Source organism: Solibacillus sp. FSL W7-1324 (genome assembly GCF_038008025.1).
Taxonomy (GTDB): domain Bacteria; phylum Bacillota; class Bacilli; order Bacillales_A; family Planococcaceae; genus Solibacillus.
Window position 1 is genome coordinate 2,647,042 of record NZ_JBBOYH010000001.1, and the last position, 16,725, is coordinate 2,663,766.

General features: G+C 38.8%; 18 protein-coding genes. 6 read left to right on the top strand and 12 right to left on the bottom strand.

Going from position 1 to position 16,725, the window contains the following annotated elements; genetic code table 11:
- Window positions 1-53: 53 nt before the first annotated feature.
- The 3 genes from MKY71_RS13035 to MKY71_RS13045 form a co-directional block, all read right to left on the bottom strand.
- Window positions 54-572: a hypothetical protein gene (locus MKY71_RS13035; protein ID WP_339172664.1), complete on the bottom strand. Its 519-nt coding sequence runs from the start codon at window positions 570-572 to the stop codon at window positions 54-56.
- 71 nt (window positions 573-643) lie between these two features.
- The gene (locus MKY71_RS13040) at window positions 644-1,180 is read right to left on the bottom strand and encodes a DUF84 family protein (protein WP_340732890.1); all 537 of its coding nucleotides are present in this window, start codon (window positions 1,178-1,180) and stop codon (window positions 644-646) included.
- A 158-nt stretch (window positions 1,181-1,338) separates the two neighbouring features.
- A complete protein-coding gene (locus MKY71_RS13045; protein ID WP_339172670.1) occupies window positions 1,339-2,415 on the bottom strand; it encodes a M42 family metallopeptidase in 1,077 nt (358 codons plus the stop codon).
- Window positions 2,416-2,561: 146 nt separating this feature from the next.
- On the opposite strand from MKY71_RS13045, the gene MKY71_RS13050 reads away from it, so the two are divergent.
- The 3 genes from MKY71_RS13050 to MKY71_RS13060 all read left to right on the top strand — a co-directional run bounded on the left by MKY71_RS13050 (window position 2,562) and on the right by MKY71_RS13060 (window position 3,896).
- Window positions 2,562-2,876 (top strand): PepSY domain-containing protein, encoded by a 315-nt coding sequence (locus tag MKY71_RS13050; protein ID WP_339172673.1) that lies wholly within the window; start codon window positions 2,562-2,564, stop codon window positions 2,874-2,876.
- Between the two features lie 133 nt (window positions 2,877-3,009).
- Window positions 3,010-3,213 (top strand): helix-turn-helix transcriptional regulator, encoded by a 204-nt coding sequence (locus tag MKY71_RS13055; protein WP_339172676.1) that lies wholly within the window; start codon window positions 3,010-3,012, stop codon window positions 3,211-3,213.
- The gene (locus MKY71_RS13060) at window positions 3,213-3,896 is read left to right on the top strand and encodes a DUF3169 family protein (protein ID WP_339172678.1); all 684 of its coding nucleotides are present in this window, start codon (window positions 3,213-3,215) and stop codon (window positions 3,894-3,896) included. The genes MKY71_RS13055 and MKY71_RS13060 overlap by 1 nt, the downstream gene beginning before the upstream one ends.
- 42 nt (window positions 3,897-3,938) lie before the next feature.
- On the opposite strand, the gene MKY71_RS13065 is transcribed toward MKY71_RS13060, so the two are convergent.
- The 6 genes from MKY71_RS13065 to pepV all read right to left on the bottom strand — a co-directional run bounded on the left by MKY71_RS13065 (window position 3,939) and on the right by pepV (window position 10,179).
- Window positions 3,939-4,799 carry a YtnP family quorum-quenching lactonase gene (locus MKY71_RS13065; protein WP_339172680.1) on the bottom strand — a complete coding sequence of 287 codons (861 nt, stop codon included), beginning with the start codon at window positions 4,797-4,799 and terminating at the stop codon, window positions 3,939-3,941.
- A gap of 23 nt (window positions 4,800-4,822) precedes the next feature.
- Window positions 4,823-5,470: a tRNA (guanosine(46)-N7)-methyltransferase TrmB gene (gene trmB / locus MKY71_RS13070; protein WP_340732892.1), complete on the bottom strand. Its 648-nt coding sequence runs from the start codon at window positions 5,468-5,470 to the stop codon at window positions 4,823-4,825.
- A gap of 65 nt (window positions 5,471-5,535) precedes the next feature.
- Window positions 5,536-6,456: a diacylglycerol/lipid kinase family protein gene (locus MKY71_RS13075; RefSeq protein ID WP_340732893.1), complete on the bottom strand. Its 921-nt coding sequence runs from the start codon at window positions 6,454-6,456 to the stop codon at window positions 5,536-5,538.
- A gap of 3 nt (window positions 6,457-6,459) precedes the next feature.
- Window positions 6,460-7,458 carry a nuclease-related domain-containing protein gene (locus MKY71_RS13080; RefSeq protein ID WP_340732894.1) on the bottom strand — a complete coding sequence of 333 codons (999 nt, stop codon included), beginning with the start codon at window positions 7,456-7,458 and terminating at the stop codon, window positions 6,460-6,462.
- A gap of 458 nt (window positions 7,459-7,916) precedes the next feature.
- Window positions 7,917-8,768, bottom strand: coding sequence for a D-amino-acid transaminase (gene dat, locus MKY71_RS13085; protein ID WP_339172689.1), 852 nt, complete (start codon window positions 8,766-8,768; stop codon window positions 7,917-7,919).
- Between the two features lie 19 nt (window positions 8,769-8,787).
- On the bottom strand, window positions 8,788-10,179 hold the full coding sequence (pepV, locus tag MKY71_RS13090) for a dipeptidase PepV (protein ID WP_340732895.1): 1,392 nt from the start codon (window positions 10,177-10,179) through the stop codon (window positions 8,788-8,790).
- A gap of 326 nt (window positions 10,180-10,505) precedes the next feature.
- Between pepV and MKY71_RS13095 the strand changes: the two genes are divergently transcribed.
- On the top strand, window positions 10,506-10,727 hold the full coding sequence (locus tag MKY71_RS13095; protein ID WP_008408196.1) for a DeoR family transcriptional regulator: 222 nt from the start codon (window positions 10,506-10,508) through the stop codon (window positions 10,725-10,727).
- A gap of 193 nt (window positions 10,728-10,920) precedes the next feature.
- On the opposite strand, the gene MKY71_RS13100 is transcribed toward MKY71_RS13095, so the two are convergent.
- Together MKY71_RS13100 and MKY71_RS13105 are read right to left on the bottom strand one after the other, a co-directional pair.
- On the bottom strand, window positions 10,921-11,631 hold the full coding sequence (locus MKY71_RS13100; protein WP_340732897.1) for a pseudouridine synthase: 711 nt from the start codon (window positions 11,629-11,631) through the stop codon (window positions 10,921-10,923).
- 51 nt (window positions 11,632-11,682) lie between these two features.
- The gene (locus MKY71_RS13105) at window positions 11,683-13,299 is read right to left on the bottom strand and encodes a putative polysaccharide biosynthesis protein (RefSeq protein WP_340732899.1); all 1,617 of its coding nucleotides are present in this window, start codon (window positions 13,297-13,299) and stop codon (window positions 11,683-11,685) included.
- A 263-nt stretch (window positions 13,300-13,562) separates the two neighbouring features.
- On the opposite strand from MKY71_RS13105, the gene MKY71_RS13110 reads away from it, so the two are divergent.
- Both MKY71_RS13110 and MKY71_RS13115 read left to right on the top strand, forming a co-directional pair.
- The gene (locus tag MKY71_RS13110) at window positions 13,563-14,816 is read left to right on the top strand and encodes a BaiN/RdsA family NAD(P)/FAD-dependent oxidoreductase (RefSeq protein WP_339176634.1); all 1,254 of its coding nucleotides are present in this window, start codon (window positions 13,563-13,565) and stop codon (window positions 14,814-14,816) included.
- Between the two features lie 90 nt (window positions 14,817-14,906).
- Window positions 14,907-15,722, top strand: coding sequence for a cysteine methyltransferase (locus MKY71_RS13115; protein WP_339172698.1), 816 nt, complete (start codon window positions 14,907-14,909; stop codon window positions 15,720-15,722).
- Between the two features lie 38 nt (window positions 15,723-15,760).
- Here the strand turns inward: MKY71_RS13115 and trhA are convergent, their stop codons facing one another.
- Window positions 15,761-16,402: a PAQR family membrane homeostasis protein TrhA gene (gene trhA / locus MKY71_RS13120; protein ID WP_339172701.1), complete on the bottom strand. Its 642-nt coding sequence runs from the start codon at window positions 16,400-16,402 to the stop codon at window positions 15,761-15,763.
- Window positions 16,403-16,725: the final 323 nt, after the last annotated feature.

Consider the following 16,725-nt stretch of genomic DNA (forward strand, 5'->3'; position numbering starts at 1 on the left):
ACTTCATCTATTGTAACAAAAAAGCTATATGATTACTTTCCCTAACGCTTCAACTAGTTAACCACTTTCACCGATTTCACAATTTCCATCATTTCCTTGATTTTATCGTCCATTTTCTTATCCTCGGAAATAGTCGATAATTTCACTCCGCCAATATTTACAATCAGCTCATATTTCTCTTCAGGTAATTTCGTGACAGCAGAAAATCCGAAATGGCCATCCTCTTCGAAAGTTTTTTCTTCCACAATTTCATTTTTGTTTTCCTGCTTTAGCAAGTCATACTGTAACCGACTGTCTTCCGGTTCATTTTGATTGACGAAAAGTATATAAGAATCTTTTCCGTTCAAAATTGTATAATTCAATTCATCGATTCCTTTTTCAATGCTATATCCTTTTGGTAAATATAGCTCTATATGTCCAATCGTTTTGTTTGCTTCGTTCGTTTCGCTGCTAAATATTGTTTCAGCATTTTCCATCCCAGCTTGTGCCTGTTCTTCGACTGTTTGACTGCATGCTGATAATATAACAACAATTGAAGTAAGCAAAAACAAATGTATCCATTTACGACCCATTGCTTTCCCTCTCTTTCAAACGTTCAATCGTATCATAATAATTTTTCGAGCCGTATTGCAACGAATGTGCTTTACATCTGATCCTTTTTCTCTTTATTCATTTTAAATAAAATTTGACCGACTAATAATTTCACAATATGTTCAAACATTTCCTGACGGTCAATTAAATTATTTGAGAAAATACCGACTGCTCCTTGATGATGGCGAATATTTTCGCTATTTGTATAGACGTCCATCACCGGCCCAAGTTCCTTGCCCATACGAAGCTCCTGAGCAATTTCTTCAGGTAAGGCAAATTGTGCCCCTGAACTGGCAATAACTGTTCCATCTTTTAAAACAGCCGCACCCCAGTTACAGCAATACATCGTTCCTTCGATTTCATCGACTCCACCTTCAAGTCCAAATGTCATATCTGCATTTGTCAGCATCATTGTATGGCGTGCACGATTGATCGCACCTTGTCTCGTTTCTTCATTTGAAAAAGGCTGAATCGATACATCTGAGGGTACTTCCATATTTTCGATTGTGGCTTCAGGGAAATACTGTTTGACAATTGCTTCAACGGCACCTAATTTCGCCTTATTTTTTGATCCGACTGCTACTTTCATTATTTCATCTCCAAGCTGTTCGTTTTTAAACGGTCTATACCTGTATAAAATGGTTTACCGATTTCCTATGTAAGTCACGTTCAACCTAGTATCCGCAACTAAAAAACAAGAATGCGATAAGTTCGCATCCTTGTATTATAATATAATATTGAATTTTTTTATACGTTTGCGCGAATAGTTTCGATTGTAGATCGGTCTGCTGTTTGAATTAATTTTACTAACAATTCTTTAGCCGCCGCATAGTCATCCACATGAATAATCGAAGCAGAAGTATGAATATAACGTGAGCAAACCCCGATTACTGCAGAAGGAATACCGTCATTTTGTGTATGCACACGTCCTGCGTCTGTACCGCCTTGAGAAACGAAATATTGGTATGGAATATTGTTTGATTCTGCTGTGTCCAGCACGAACTCACGCATACCTCGGTGTGTTACCATTGAACGGTCCAGGATTCGAAGTAATGTTCCTTTACCTAATTGTCCAAATTCATTTTTGTCGCCAGTTGTATCGTTCGCAGGTGATGCATCCAATGCAAAGAACAGATCAGGCTTGATCATATTCGATGAAACAGCCGCTCCGCGTAAGCCGACCTCTTCCATAACATTTGCTCCGGAATAAATATGGCTTTTCACTTCCTGACCTTGAATCTCTTTTAACAGTTCAATCGCTAAACCACAGCCGTATCGGTTATCCCAAGCTTTTGCCATAATTTTTTTCGGATTGGCCATCGGTGTGAATGGGCATACGGGAATAATGGATTGCCCTGGACGTACACCTAAATTCAACGCATCTTCTTTAGAATCTGCCCCGATATCAATCAGCATATTTTTAATATCCATTGGTTTTGAACGCTCAGCATCTGTTAATAAATGCGGCGGAATTGATGCAATAACACCCGGAATTTCACGATCTTTTGCATAGACCGTAACGCGTTGTGCCAGCATAACCTGATTCCACCAGCCGCCAAGTGTTTGGAAACGGATCATGCCGTTTTCAGTAATGGAAGTAACCATGAAAGCAACTTCATCCATATGGCCAGCGACTAATATTTTTGGCGCTTGTTCATCTTTTGCTTTACGCACGCCGAATACGCCACCTAAATTATCCTGGATAACTTCATCAGAATATTTTGCTAATTCAGAGCGCATAAAATTGCGGACCGCGCGCTCATTCCCTGGTGCACCAGGCAGTTCTGTTAATGTTTTAAAAAGAGCAAGTGTATCTTGATTCATTCTGCAACACCTCTAAATGTAGATTTGCATTCATTATACCACAAATTGCAAGCAATATTTCGACTTTCGAACCTTCTATTATTTTTACTCTATTTTCAGAATATGATAAAGTAAATGTAGTCACTATTTTGAGGAGGTATTTTGAGATGAATTTAAAAGACTTTACAATAGGGGTAGTAACAGGGATGGCAGCAGCTGTCATTGTTAAAGAAATGAGCAATCGTGTCGCACCATTTGCGAATCCAGATCAAATTTTAGCCAACATCAAAGATGAATTTAAAAAACACGCACCAATTGATGGTTCTTGGATTTACATGAAAACAGAAAACTTCAGTAATGGCTTTACAGAAACTCCGGTCTATCGTGGAGGTATTTCCCGTACAATCGATGGCGAGCTTGAAAACTACGAGTTCGCAGCAGATGCACGTTCCGGTGCCATTGTTGATATTAAACAAATATAATGTAGAGGATGCGATGACGTAATTTTAGTCATCGTATTTTTTCGGCCTCCAATAAAAATATTTTAGTCAACTTGACAAATATACTCGTCAATTTGACTCGATTGTTTTACAATCATATACAAGAGGTGAAGAAATGAAAACAAGATTAAAGGAGTTGCGGGCAAGGTATCAGTTAAATCAAACCGAATTAGCAAAACGCGCAAAAGTATCAAGACAGACGATTAGCCTGATCGAACGCGAAGAACTCGTCCCTTCACTATTAATAGCCGTAAGAATATCAAAAATTTTGAATGAACCGATTGATGAGATTTTTATTTTCGAAGAGGAGGAATTGTAATGAAACGAACTGTAAAACAATTTTTATTGGGAGGTATTGTAGGGGGACTTATAAGTGTCTTTATTGTATCAGGCGGGTTTACACTGCCGTTGTACGAAATTGCAACAGAAATGACTTTTGTTTTTTTGGGGATTGCGTTTCTTTTAACAGTTGTTGGCTTCATTAAATTAAGTCAGTTAAAAAGACAATCACTACACCAACTAAGCGGTGAAGACGAAGATTTGCAGGAAGAGAATTTATATAAACTGTACAGTGATGCTTCACTGGCAATTAATATGTCATTGATTCTTAGTATTGTAGGAGCTTGTGTAGCTATCATCACAGAACAGTCAATCATTATTCAGATCATATCAGTTCCTGTTATATTAATCCCTATTATTGGTACACCACTAGTAGGCAATTATATTAAATATGTGTATCCGTACCGTGAAATCCCTTCTTATAATGATAAACAATATTCGAAAAAGATGTTTGAAATGTCGGACGAAGGCGAACGCCATATTATGTTGCAAGGATTATACTCCGCATTCAATCTGACAAATGTTTTATTATTATGTTCTTTGTTGCTGTGCATGTTCTATTCAGTCGCATCCGGCGAATCCCAGCTTTTCGCCATCCTTATCATCGCTATCATATTAATTACTGTAAACACTCAATACATGCTGAAAGTACGCAACCGATAATAAAAAGCACCTGCATCGATCATCATGCAGGTGCTTTCGTGTTTACTTAATTAATGCCGGTTTTGAACGTTCCAGGCTGTCCGTTACTTCCTTGCCTGTTGCGTCCCACTGAATCATGCGGTAATACGCATCATGGTAAAAGATAAAGCGGTAGCCATTTGACAGCGCTTCTTTCATTAACTTTTCCTTCGCAAATACGCTTGTCATCGGATAATCGTCATACGCCAATACCCAAAGCGGATTTTGGTGGGCATGTGTCGGCATAATATCCGCCATATGTAGTGCCACTTCACCGTTTTGTTCAAGGCGAATAATCGCATGTCCTTCACTATGGCCGCCTGTATGGATCATTTTTAATCCAGGTGCCACTTCCAGCTCCCCTTCATACGTTGATACTAAATGCTGTACAGGCTCCCAGTTTTCTTTCCAATACGTATTTTTTGAACGAATGTTCGGATTGCGCATCTCGTCCCATTCAATCTGTGTCGTGTGGATAACTGCATTCGGGAAAACCGGAACAAGCTTGTCCCCTTCCCACTTCGTTAAACCACCAGCATGATCAAAATGGAGATGTGTCATTAAAATTGCATCAATATCGCCTGGCTGTAATCCAGCTTCAGCTAAGCTTTTTTCAATTGTTGATTCTTCAGAAACACCGAAGTTGCGCAGCTGCTTTTCATTTAACTTACCAGCACCTACACCCGTATCGATTAAGTAATTTTTCCCCTCGTATTGAATTAAGATCGGTTCACATGCTAATTCAATCTGGTTCAATTCATTCACCGGATATTTACGAGACCACAGTGCTTTTGGCACTACCCCAAACATAGCTCCGCCATCCAGTGCTGTGACACCTCCATGTAACCATGTCAATGTCATGTTGTGAAATTCAAATCGATCCATTTCTCCATCCCCCTAAATCGTTATTATTTCGTCTTGTATTGGCATTCTAGTCGATATATTGGCTGACCGAGTTTCGAGAATTTCTCCTCGTATTCTGTCATAATATTATCTTCCGGCATATTCGCATGTAAGTCTAGCGATACATAGTTTAATGCCATACCATACTCGTTCATACTTACGAGTGAATATTCAAAAAGACCACGGTTATCCGTTTTGAAATGGATTTCACCGTTATCAACTAAAATGTTTTCATAAATTTTCAGGAAACCTTCATGTGTCAGGCGACGTTTTGCATGTCGTACTTTTGGCCATGGATCCGAGAAGTTTAAATAAACACGGTCCACATCCCCTTTTCCGAAAAACTCTTCCAACTTCGCGCCATCAACTTTTAACAAACGTAAATTCGATGGTTTGTTTTCTGCTTCGATTTTTTCAAGGGCACAGACGATAACACTATCAAATAATTCAATACCGATATAGTTAATATCCGGATTTTGCAGTGCCATTCCTAAAACGAATTGCCCTTTACCCGTACCAACTTCAATATGAATCGGGTTGTCGTTGCCGAATACTTCATTCCACTTACCTTTATAATCTTCCGGGTTTGGAATAATTACATCAGGATGTTGTTGAATGTATTCCGCTGCCCATGGTTTATGCTTTAATCTCACTTACTTATCCTCTTTTCTATTGTGTAGCTGCCTCATATTATAACGGAAAATAGCTTCGTTTGCTTTTATTTTGCTAAATTCCACGCATTTTTCTGAACGGAAATTTCAATTGTATTTTGACCAGGAGTTAACTTTTGAGTTTCCCCGTCTGCATGTACCAAGACCGGATCCTCAAAAATCAACTGTACATCCGTCGCTGCAAACTGCTCAACTTCCTTCAAAAGTGTATGCTTCCCTAAAAAGACTGTTCCGAAAAGAAATAATAATTTCCATTTCGATAAATTGGAAACGACGGTCAGTTCGAACCGGCCGTCGGTTGTATTTGACTGTGGAGATAACTTCATTCCCCCACCAAAATAAGGCTGATTGCTCGCCGTAACAAACCACACATTTTCATAGCGCCTTATTCTCTCTTCCTGGAATACTGTAAGCGTAAATGGTCGATATGAAAATAGGGCTTGAATGACATAATACGGATAACTCAGCTTTCCCAGTTTCCATTTATTAAGGGTACTTTTGAGTGGGGAGTTGTTTGCGGTATTCGCCACTAATGCATCAAACCCTACACCAAAATTATTAATGAAGTATTTGGTTCTCCCATTGAGGTTCACTACCCCACAATCGTGTGAAGTACTTTTTACTGTGTTTACAAATTGCTCTAGCTGTTCACCCGTTTCGAATGCTTTATATCCTCTGGCAAAATCATTGCCGGAACCTGCCGAAATTGCCCCTATATAGACATTTTCAGAATGGATTGCGCCATTCAACACTTCATGGATTGTCCCATCGCCTCCGATAGCAATTAGACAGACCGGGTTTTCCTTTGTTGACCGTCCGGCAAATTCCTTTGCCAGCAGAAGCGAATGACCTTTGTATTTTGTCCAATGGATTTGATAAGGGATCGTCAACTGATTTTGGAAATGGCGCCAACGTATAACCCCCTGGCCGTTACCTGCCTTAGGATTAATTATAAAATGCACTTCCATTGTTTAATCTTCCTTATTTTCCGTATTCCAAATATCCCGATGAAAGGATGTTGTCTGAACAGTATTTAAGATGGATTGTGCCCCACGTATTTGCATATGCTTCATCGGTGAAACGGAACGCGCTAATTGGCCCATCCACTCAGGGAATTTTCGTTTATCCACAAATGAAACGCCATACATTGTTCCAGGATAATCAATATAGCCATTTCGTGTTAACAATACTTTTCGAATCGGCAATTCAATTTGATTCTGTTGAAAAATCTGTTCGATCACTTTTTCCATCCGGTTTAATTGAATTAAAGGGCTTAACACTTTTTTTTCATTTTTCCCGACCTTCTTTAACCAGAAACGTTCACTATTTGCGATATATACCGCCTGACTTTCCTGTTCCAAAACCGTAATGCATAGACATTCTGTCGGTGTCATAATGATAATATCCAATTCTATCGGCGCTTTTTTTACACGTAAAATCGGATAATAGAATACTAAGTAATTGTCCGGCAATGTTTGAAGCATGGAACGCAATAATGTATCACGCATAAATTTTGGATCTACATAAGATTTTTCACGTAATGTCGAGCTTGCCCATTTCATTTGAAAATGAAAAAACTGATCAATGAACATTTTCTTAAGTTCTTCCAATGTTTTTGGCGTATAGACAAGATTCGGTTCAAAAATTAACGTCGTATCTTCTTCCTGATACGTATTTTCTTCTACAGCCCAATCGTTGGAAATGTTCACTTTTTCGATATCTTCTTGTTCTTCTTCAAATACTTCTACACCTTTTTTGAAAGGGAAAAGTTTTTGGAACAATGATTTTTTCTTCTCTTCCTTTACTTCTTCCTCAATATGTTCCCAACGTTCGATTGTTTCACCCGTCTGCCATTGATACTTTATTCGCTCCCACTGATTTTGCTTTAAGCGAATAAACTGCGTTGGATAGCGTGCCAAGTCAATTTCGTATCGTGAAATATAATCTTGAAGTTTTATTAACTGAGCCATTTTATCTACTCCCTAAGTTCATTCCAAATCTTCATTACGTTATATTTTACAGGTTATCTGCAAAAAAAAATAGCGCCTTGCCGTTAAGCAACGCGCTATTTTTAAATTAAGGAATTATAATTTCCCCATAACATCGGGGTTGATTTCCATTCCGGGTCGGACGCTTTCCGCGGGCGTGAGGCCAACAGGATGTTGGTCACAAAAGCGTTGCCACAGGACGTGGCGTTCTTAGCTTTTGTTCCTAATCTCAGGCGGCACGCTATTCCCGCAGGAAGCTTTGCTTGTGACTGACGCTTACGCTTTCGTCACAGAGAAAATCTTGTAGCGAAAGGCGTAAGCCGTCAGCTAGTGTTTTAGCAGTGCGAAAGGTGTAACCGTCAGCACGAACACTCGCCCTCCACTCCAATCAACTTGTTCGCAATAATGTTTTGCTTATTAATATAATACGGCGTACTAAATTATGCTTTAATCCCTTTTGGAATTTTTGTTTCAAATTGTGCTTGTAATTTACGTGTCCATTCGCCCGGTGTACCATTGCCGATAACTTTACCGTCAATTTCAATAACTGGCGTTACTTCTGATGTTGTTGAAGAAACGATTACTTCATCCATAGCAAGCAGCTGTTCTTTCGTCATCGCCTGTTCGTTAACAGGAAGACCGATTTCCGCAGCACATTTAATGATTACTTGACGTGTAATTCCATTTAAAATCAGGTTATTGGCTGGGTGTGTATAGAGTACGCCTTCTTTAATTCCGTAAATATTTGAAGATGAACCTTCCGTAATGATTTCATCACGGTGTAAAATCGCTTCATAGCAGCCCTTTTCATATGCTTCCTGTTTTGCAAGAACCGCACCAAGCAAGTTTAATGATTTAATATCACAACGTAACCAGCGAATATCTTCCACAAATGTAGCTTTTACACCTTTTTCAAAATTTTCTAATGGGCGTGGATTTTCTTTTGTATTCCCTGTAATTACCGGTTTCACATCATCCCCAGGGAAAATGTGGTTTCGAGGGCCGGCACCACGTGTAATTTGGAAGTAAACATGACCTGTGTCAATATTATTAGCTTCTACAAGTTCATGCAATAATTGGTGCAATTTATCTTTAGTATAAGGAACTGTAATACGGATTTTTTCAGCACTGCTATAAAAACGGTCAATATGCTCAGTCGCTGTAAACAATTCTCCATTATATACTTTCACGACTTCATATACACCGTCGCCGAATTGGTAACCGCGGTCTTCCTTATCCACCAGTACTTCTTCATTTTTTACAATTTGATCATTCCATAAACTAAAGCTCATCTCAAATACCACCTTTTTATTAGTTAGTTGCTAAATTTACGATTGCTTCTGCATAAATCGCAGCCGCCTTTATCAAGTTTTCAATATCAACAAATTCATCGGCCTGGTGGGCAACATCTTGTTCGCCTGGGAACAGCATTCCAAATGCGACCCCTTTTTCCATAACGCGCGCATAAGTTCCTCCGCCAGTTGAAAGTGGCTTCGAGTAGTCATTGCTGTATTTGCGGTAAACTTGCAGCAATGTTTGCACCAATTCATCTTCCTCGCTCACATAATGCGGAACTGAATTGCTCACTACATCTAGCGAAAATGCTTCATTCTGGAGTAGTGCCTGTGCTTTCGTAATTTTTTCTTCGAATGGATATGTCACAGAATAGCGCATACTCACTTCAATTGATGCCCCGCGCTCATCAAAGCTTACGATTCCAGGATTTAATGTTGTCGGTCCTGACATTGCATCTTCAAATTGGAAGTCCAATGCTGTTCCAAAATGATCCTCAAAAACACGGACAATAAAATCAACAAATGCCTTACTTTGTTTTGTCTTCACAACATTTTGTAAAAATTTCGCTAAGTAAACTGCTGCATTTCTTCCCTTTTCCGGTTCCATTGCATGAGCTGATTTACCTTTCACCACAATTATAATCCCATTATCATTTTTAGTGAAAGTACCTTCAACATCATTTTCTTTTAAATATTTCAGAAAATTCTCATTTGTGCTTTCTTCGGCATATTTTAAAATAGCTGTCGCTTCATCCGGCACCATATTTGTTCGGTTGCCTGCATAGAATGACAGTAATTGCTCATCGCCTGATTGTTTTTCTTTACTTGAGAACGTTAAATGGGCAATACCTTTTTCAGCGTTGATTAGCGGAAAATCTGCATCAGGTGCAAAACCAATTGTTGGCATTTCCTCTTTTTCGAAGTAGCGCGTTACGCATTGGAATCCACTTTCTTCATCTGTGCCAATAATCATACGTACACGTTTTTTCAACGGAATTTTTGCATCATGAATCAGCTTCATCGCCAGCCATGCAGCCATTGTTGGACCTTTGTCATCGATTGCACCACGGCCAAATAATTTTCCATCGGCCACTTGTCCTTCAAACGGAGGATATGTCCAGCTTGCAGCATCTCCTGCAGGCACTACATCTACGTGGCAAAGTACCCCGACAAGTTCTTCACCTTGGCCCATTTCAATATGGCCGGCCATATGATCCACGTTTTTTGTAATCATCCCTTGCTCGATACCTTTTTGAAGCATGAATTCCAATGCTGCTTTAGGTCCAGCACCGAAAGGCATTATATCAGAAAAATTATTTTCATCTTTTACACTTTCTATTTGAATCAATTGCTGTAATTCCTGAATAAGCTCTTCTTTTCTTTCCTGAGCCAGTTGTAACCAATCCATCACGACACCTCATTTTTATAATATTGTTATTGTACTCCTTCTTCTTGAAATTACAATAATCATTTGACAAAATCATCATTTTCTCTATTTCTAGGAATATTAAATATATGAATTTTCTGTAAAAATAGTGTTTTTCGTCTTTCATTTCTGGAAATCTGTTTGGTTTTCCGCTATAATGTATGTGTCAGAACATCTATTCTGACCAAACTTTCAGAAAAGGGGATGTCTAAGGCAAACTATTAAAGCCTAAGTGCACTCCGCACATATTTTGTCGTCCGCTAGTCTTATGCCATGAGAAATTAAGATCGAAGGAGTGGTTTTTAGAAATGAAGCCAACTACTGATAGAATGCTTAATCGTATTAAAGACGTGTATATGTTTATCCTGAATAAAGGAGAAGTGACTACACAGGATTTAGTCGAAGAGTTTAACATCACTCCTCGCACCATTCAAAGAGATTTGAATGTGTTAGCCTTCAATGACTTGGTAATGAGTCCAAGTCGGGGTAAATGGACAACGACGAAGAAAAAAGTAAAAATGACATCTTAGAATTCTTGAAAGCGGCTGATTCTTTATTTTGTGAGAAAGGACTAATTGTCCCAACATAACGTAAGGTGTCGATCAGTTACAAATGAAATATTATGAACATTGCTGACTCAGCAAGCGTTCACTTAGTTCTTGACACAGAGAACTAAAAGAAGCGAATGCCTTTTCGTCGGGGCATTCGCTTTTCCTTTGTTTATTATTTTGTCGCTAAAAGTTCAAGTTCCTGTTCTGTCAGCTCGCGGTATTCCCCTAAAGCCAATTCTTCATCAAGCTCCAATGTTCCCATTGACAGACGCTTTAAATACGTCACTTTCTTGCCTACCGCCTCGAACATGCGCTTCACTTGATGGAACTTACCTTCTTGGATCATCAGTTCAATTTCCGATTCTTCGCCAGAAACTAATATTTTTAAATCCCCCGGCTTTGTATGATAGCCATCATCCAATGTTACACCTTGTGCGAAAGTTTCAATATCAGCTTCCGTTACTACTCCGTCTATTTTCGCGTAATACCATTTTGGGACATGCTTTTTAGGAGAAAGCAGATTATGTGCTAAATTGCCGTCATTTGTAATTAACAGCAACCCTTCCGTATCTTTATCCAACCGTCCGACAGGAAATGGTTCGAAGTGCTGATAAGACGGATCAAGTAAATCAATGACCGTTTGATCATAACGGTCTTCTGTAGCTGAGATGACACCCGGTGGTTTATTCATCATTAAATAAACAAACTCCACATATTCTACACGCTCACCGAATACCGAAACATTTTGCTTTTCAGGATTTACATGCATTGCTGAATCTTTTACTGTAACTCCGTCCACTGTTACCGCTTTTTGTTTTAATAATAGTTTAACTTCTTTTCGTGAGCCGTAGCCCATATTGGCCAATAATTTATCTAAACGCATAAAGTCCTCCATGAAAAAAGGGGACGCCTTTTATTGTAGACGTCCTCATTTTTATTTTACTAATCTTAATTTACGTGCAATTTTCGTGAATTTTTCACCTAATAATAATTGGGCTAACCCTAGTCGATATGAAATCGCGCCGTAAAGAATCGCACCGACTCCTGCACAAATAATTGCATACAGCAGTGCCAAGACTTTTGTATCCGCCGGGGCAATCGCTGTTAAAATCATATGTGTAATCCATACACCTAAAGCCATCACAACAGTGAGAATAATAATTAATAAAATACGTCGCAACACAACTGTCGCATTGTAATCTGTCACTTTTTTCAGGACAAAAATATTAATTCCAATTGTCACTCCATAGCCAAGCGCTGTCGCTAAAATCGCTCCATCAACCGACATGAGGTGAATAAGCGGTATCGTGAGTATCGTCTTTGTAAGCAAGCCGACAAGTAAACTGAAGATGACCCACTTTTGGTAATTGACCCCTTGTAACATAGCAGCTGTTACTGAAAATAAAGCAAAGAAAATCGCAAGTGGTGCATAGTGACTTAATACTTGTGTACCCATTTCGCTGAAGGAATAGAAGAAATGATACAAATCTTCCGCCAAAATTGAAATTCCGATCGCTGCCGGTACAGTAATAAACAGCAGTACTTGATACGTTTTATCCATCGCACTATGTACTTGACGCAAATTACCTTCCGTATAAAATTTCGTCACCGTCGGAATGATTGCCATTGAAAAGCCTGTCGCCAACACAACAGGTATCATGACGATTTTTTGTGTTAGCAAATTGAGCATTGTAAAATACGGTTCATAAATTTCCGCCGGTACTCCACTTGCGCTCATCGCACGGTTAAATGTCAGCAAATCGATAAGCTGGAATAACGATCCTCCCAACCCGACAAAAACAACAGGAATCGAATATTTGAAAATTTCTTTGTACATATCCGAATAAGGAAGCCTCTGTTCTTTCGGTGCAACAGTTTGAACAGCCTTAATTTCAGGGCGTAGCTTTTTCCAGAAATAAAACAATGTCAACAGTCCGCCAATCGCTCCAATAAATGCGGCAAACACTGAGAAATTAATTGCGGCAATCTCATCACCGCCCATCACTTTAACAACGAGGAATGCCCCACCAAGTAAAAAGACAATGCGCACGATCTGCTCGACTAACTGAGAAACAGATGTCGGTAAATAGTGGCCGTATCCTTGCAAGTAACCACGTACTAAACTCATAAACGGTACAACAATTAATGCATAGCTCACCCATTTGATCACGTTCGCTACTTGCTCAACAGTAAATGTCTGTTCTTCACTGTCAATCACTATATTTGCAAGCGGTGTTGCAAGCATATTCATTAAAATAAACGCTACAATTCCTGTAAGCGTCATCAGTAAAGCACCTGTTTTTACTAGTCTTCGGCCGGCATCATAATCTCCAAGTGCATTATATTTCGAGACGAATTTTGAAACTGCAATCGGCAGTCCCGCAATGGCAACACTTAACATAATGTTATAAGGAATGTAGGCGTAATTGTATAAAGCAATATTATCTTCACCTACAATGGCGTAAAACGGGAAAATATAAATTAACCCTAAAAGCTTTGATAGAAACAACCCGATTGTCAATATGGCTGTTCCTTTCATTAATGAAGACATGAAATAACCTACCGTTCTATATGAAATTCTCTTAGTATAACAATTCACTTACCTTACAACTCTGTAGAGCAAGTTATTTATTTACATTATTTAACTTCCTTCATGTGACGGTACTCTCCTCAAAAAGTTCCCGTACATTTCCTTTTACAAGTTTACATGTGAAAGACCATTTACTCAAATAGTTTCTTCACTTCGTGTATAATAAGTAAGAGAAAAATCCGTTGAACGAAAAAATTTTTGCAAAAGAAAGTGAGAAATTATCTATGTATGATGTAATTGTAATAGGAGGCGGTCCATCAGGATTGATGGCAGCAATCGCAGCAGCCGAGCAAAACAAAAAAGTGCTGCTCCTTGAAAAGGGCTCAAAAGTAGGAAAGAAATTGGCCATATCAGGTGGTGGACGTTGCAACGTAACAAATCGACTATCAGCGGAAGAAATCATTAAACATATACCCGGCAATGGACGTTTTTTATACAGTCCCTTTACCGTTTATAATAATGAAGATATTATTGCATTTTTCGAAGGGCTTGGCGTGGCATTAAAAGAAGAGGATCATGGACGTATGTTCCCTGTCTCCAACCGCGCACAAGATGTTGTAGATGCCCTTGTTAATGAAATGAAACGATTAAAAGTGGAAGTCCGTTTACACACGGCAGTAAATAAATTACTCATGGATGATGAAAAGATCTATGGTGTACGTTTGGAGAGCGGCGAAGAAATCCGTACTAATGCAGTTGTTGTCGCAGTCGGCGGTAAAGCTGTTCCTCAAACAGGCTCAACTGGAGACGGTTATCCGTGGGCAGAACGTGCTGGCCATACCGTTACTACGCTTTACCCTACAGAAGTTCCGGTAACTTCTAAAGAACCATTCATTCAATCACGTGAGCTGCAAGGGCTGGCATTACGCGATGCAGCTGTCTCTGTCCTGAATAAAAAAGGAAAAGTTCTTGTTACACATCAGATGGATATGCTGTTTACGCATTTCGGTTTAAGTGGTCCTGCCATTTTACGATGCAGCCAATTTATTGTAAAAGAGCAGCTGAAATCCGGCAGCGCGCCCGTACAAGTCCGAATTCAATCTTTACCGGAATATAACGAGGAAACATGCTTCCAAATGTTGAATAAAACAATTAAGGAAGAACCGAAAAAAGCGGTGAAAAACTTATGGAAATCACTTGTTCCGGAACGCTGGCTTCTATTTTTAATGGAGCGCGCTGGTATTGACGCACAGTTAACAGGCATAGAATTATCTCAGGAGAAGATTCGCAATTTTGCACGTGAACTTGTCGCATTTACGATGGACGTTCACGGTACCCAACCGATCGAAAAGGCATTTGTTACAGGGGGCGGTGTTTCGGTAAAAGAAATAGAACCAAAAACAATGGCTTCCAAGAAAAAACAGGGACTCTACTTCTGTGGTGAGATTTTGGATATTCACGGTTATACAGGGGGTTATAATATTACTTCCGCGCTCGTAACAGGTCGAATTGCAGGTATGAGTGCTGGTCAACAGTAATGTTATCTGATTTTAATCGTAAAAATACTAGAACTGCTCATCATTCCCTAGTATCATAAGAGGTATGTACACTCAGGAGGATACGGCACGATGAATAATTCTCAAAAAAACCAGACTATGCTTTATTTAGCATCAGATGAGCTAATGCAAACGCATTTATCTTGCACTAAAATAAGCAATCGTAATAAAGATGAATTTACCTTTTCCATTCGTGTTTTTTGCTATGTCGAAAAAAATAACTCCTATGCGAAAAGTGTTCCATTATATTTGATACTCGGCTTAAATAAACAAGGCGTCGGCATGACTTTGGCTGTCGATTTAGTCAATATCCCAAATGTTTGCCCGATGCAATTAAAAAAGATTGTTGAACATTTGCAAAAAAGTCCGGCACTATTGCTAGTCGTTTGTCAGCAGCTCGATAAAATTGCTTCTTCTTCATCAATTGAAGAGGCCGTGCAAGCAAAACTGGCAAAACATTTCTTCATTGAAAATGCGCCAAAAGGAATTACAAGCTTTACGACAAATCGGCAGGCAAATGAACTGTACTGGCTCATGCATAAAAACCAAATAATTTCAGATATGGATTCTTTTAAATTGGACAGTGAAGGCGGACATATCGCATTTACCGTTCAGGTTGGCTTTAAACATGATTTTATAATGCAATGCTATGAAGTAGATTGCATGATGCATATGTTCAATGAAGACGAAAAGCTCGGCTATTATTTTGAGCTATATTTGGATCAGGAAAATTACCATCATCAGCTACTATATGAAACGTTGCCTGATCAGTTCATGGACAACAAAACATTTTTAAATCAAGTTTTGGAAGAAATGAAAAAGCGCAATGAAGAACAGTATGACGATTATTTGCAGGATCTAATCGAAAAGTTTACAGCGAGCATATAGAAAGAGTCAATCCCGGTATTGGGGATTGACTCTTTTGTTTATACATATAAGTAAATTGCGAAGAACATTGCGACACTGCCCCCCAAAACAAAAACATGCCAAATTGCATGGTTGTATGGAATGCGGTCATTTTTGTAAAAGTATGTGCCGATCGTATACGAGAGGCCACCGATTAATAATGTGGCAAAGCCTGCGATTCCGATATGCGCGAATAGCGGCTTGGCAACAAAAATAATAAGCCAACCCATTCCGATATAAACTAACAGCGACAGTAATTTGAAACGGTAAACAAAAAATTGTTTTAGTATAATACCGATTGTTGCTAAAATCCATTGAATCGCAAAAATCATCCAACCTAATTTGCCGCCAATTGCGACTAATACGATCGGTGTATATGTTCCTGCAATCATTAAAAATATTGAGCTATGGTCGAGCTTTTTCAGAAAGGTTTTATGTTTCGGCCATGAATGATACATCGTTGAAGCAAAATACAGGCAAAACATTGAAATACCAAAAATAATATAGCTTATAAGCTCTAAAGTTGTGCCTTGATGCTGGGCTTTGTTTATTAACAGCAATGTTGCGGGAATTGTCAGCAATGCGGCAACTCCGTGTGTCAGCCCGTTCCAAAATTCTTCCTTTGCACTATATCCACTTTGTTCCATCATGATTTGTGTCATAAAGCCACCTCTTTCATTATTCAATTATAAAAAAGTGTATTCAGTTGTTATAGAAGAACATGTCATATTTTCCATATGATATTTATCATAGGTTTGCTGGAAATCTTTTATTATGACTAAATAATATATTCTGTTGACTATAATCATTACAATATTGACTAAATTCATCCTTATAGTGACTAAATCTTTCCTTATAGTGACTAAATTCATCCTTATAGTGACTAAATCTTTCCGTTTATTGACTAGATTAATTATTTCCGATGAATTGTGCAGGAAAACAGACAATCTCCGTATGAAAGGTTTTTAAAAAAGGAAGTTTCGGC

Coding starts and splice junctions, on each gene's coding strand:
- MKY71_RS13035 (WP_339172664.1), bottom strand. CDS start 572: ATGGGTCGTAAATGGATACATTTGTTTTTGCTTACTTCAATTGTTGTT.
- MKY71_RS13040 (WP_340732890.1), bottom strand. CDS start 1,180: ATGAAAGTAGCAGTCGGATCAAAAAATAAGGCGAAATTAGGTGCCGTT.
- MKY71_RS13045 (WP_339172670.1), bottom strand. CDS start 2,415: ATGAATCAAGATACACTTGCTCTTTTTAAAACATTAACAGAACTGCCT.
- MKY71_RS13050 (WP_339172673.1), top strand. CDS start 2,562: ATGAATTTAAAAGACTTTACAATAGGGGTAGTAACAGGGATGGCAGCA.
- MKY71_RS13055 (WP_339172676.1), top strand. CDS start 3,010: ATGAAAACAAGATTAAAGGAGTTGCGGGCAAGGTATCAGTTAAATCAA.
- MKY71_RS13060 (WP_339172678.1), top strand. CDS start 3,213: ATGAAACGAACTGTAAAACAATTTTTATTGGGAGGTATTGTAGGGGGA.
- MKY71_RS13065 (WP_339172680.1), bottom strand. CDS start 4,799: ATGGATCGATTTGAATTTCACAACATGACATTGACATGGTTACATGGA.
- MKY71_RS13075 (WP_340732893.1), bottom strand. CDS start 6,456: ATGGAAGTGCATTTTATAATTAATCCTAAGGCAGGTAACGGCCAGGGG.
- MKY71_RS13080 (WP_340732894.1), bottom strand. CDS start 7,458: ATGGCTCAGTTAATAAAACTTCAAGATTATATTTCACGATACGAAATT.
- dat (WP_339172689.1), bottom strand. CDS start 8,768: ATGAGCTTTAGTTTATGGAATGATCAAATTGTAAAAAATGAAGAAGTA.
- pepV (WP_340732895.1), bottom strand. CDS start 10,179: ATGGATTGGTTACAACTGGCTCAGGAAAGAAAAGAAGAGCTTATTCAG.
- MKY71_RS13095 (WP_008408196.1), top strand. CDS start 10,506: ATGAAGCCAACTACTGATAGAATGCTTAATCGTATTAAAGACGTGTAT.
- MKY71_RS13100 (WP_340732897.1), bottom strand. CDS start 11,631: ATGCGTTTAGATAAATTATTGGCCAATATGGGCTACGGCTCACGAAAA.
- MKY71_RS13105 (WP_340732899.1), bottom strand. CDS start 13,299: ATGTCTTCATTAATGAAAGGAACAGCCATATTGACAATCGGGTTGTTT.
- MKY71_RS13110 (WP_339176634.1), top strand. CDS start 13,563: ATGTATGATGTAATTGTAATAGGAGGCGGTCCATCAGGATTGATGGCA.
- MKY71_RS13115 (WP_339172698.1), top strand. CDS start 14,907: ATGAATAATTCTCAAAAAAACCAGACTATGCTTTATTTAGCATCAGAT.
- trhA (WP_339172701.1), bottom strand. CDS start 16,402: ATGACACAAATCATGATGGAACAAAGTGGATATAGTGCAAAGGAAGAA.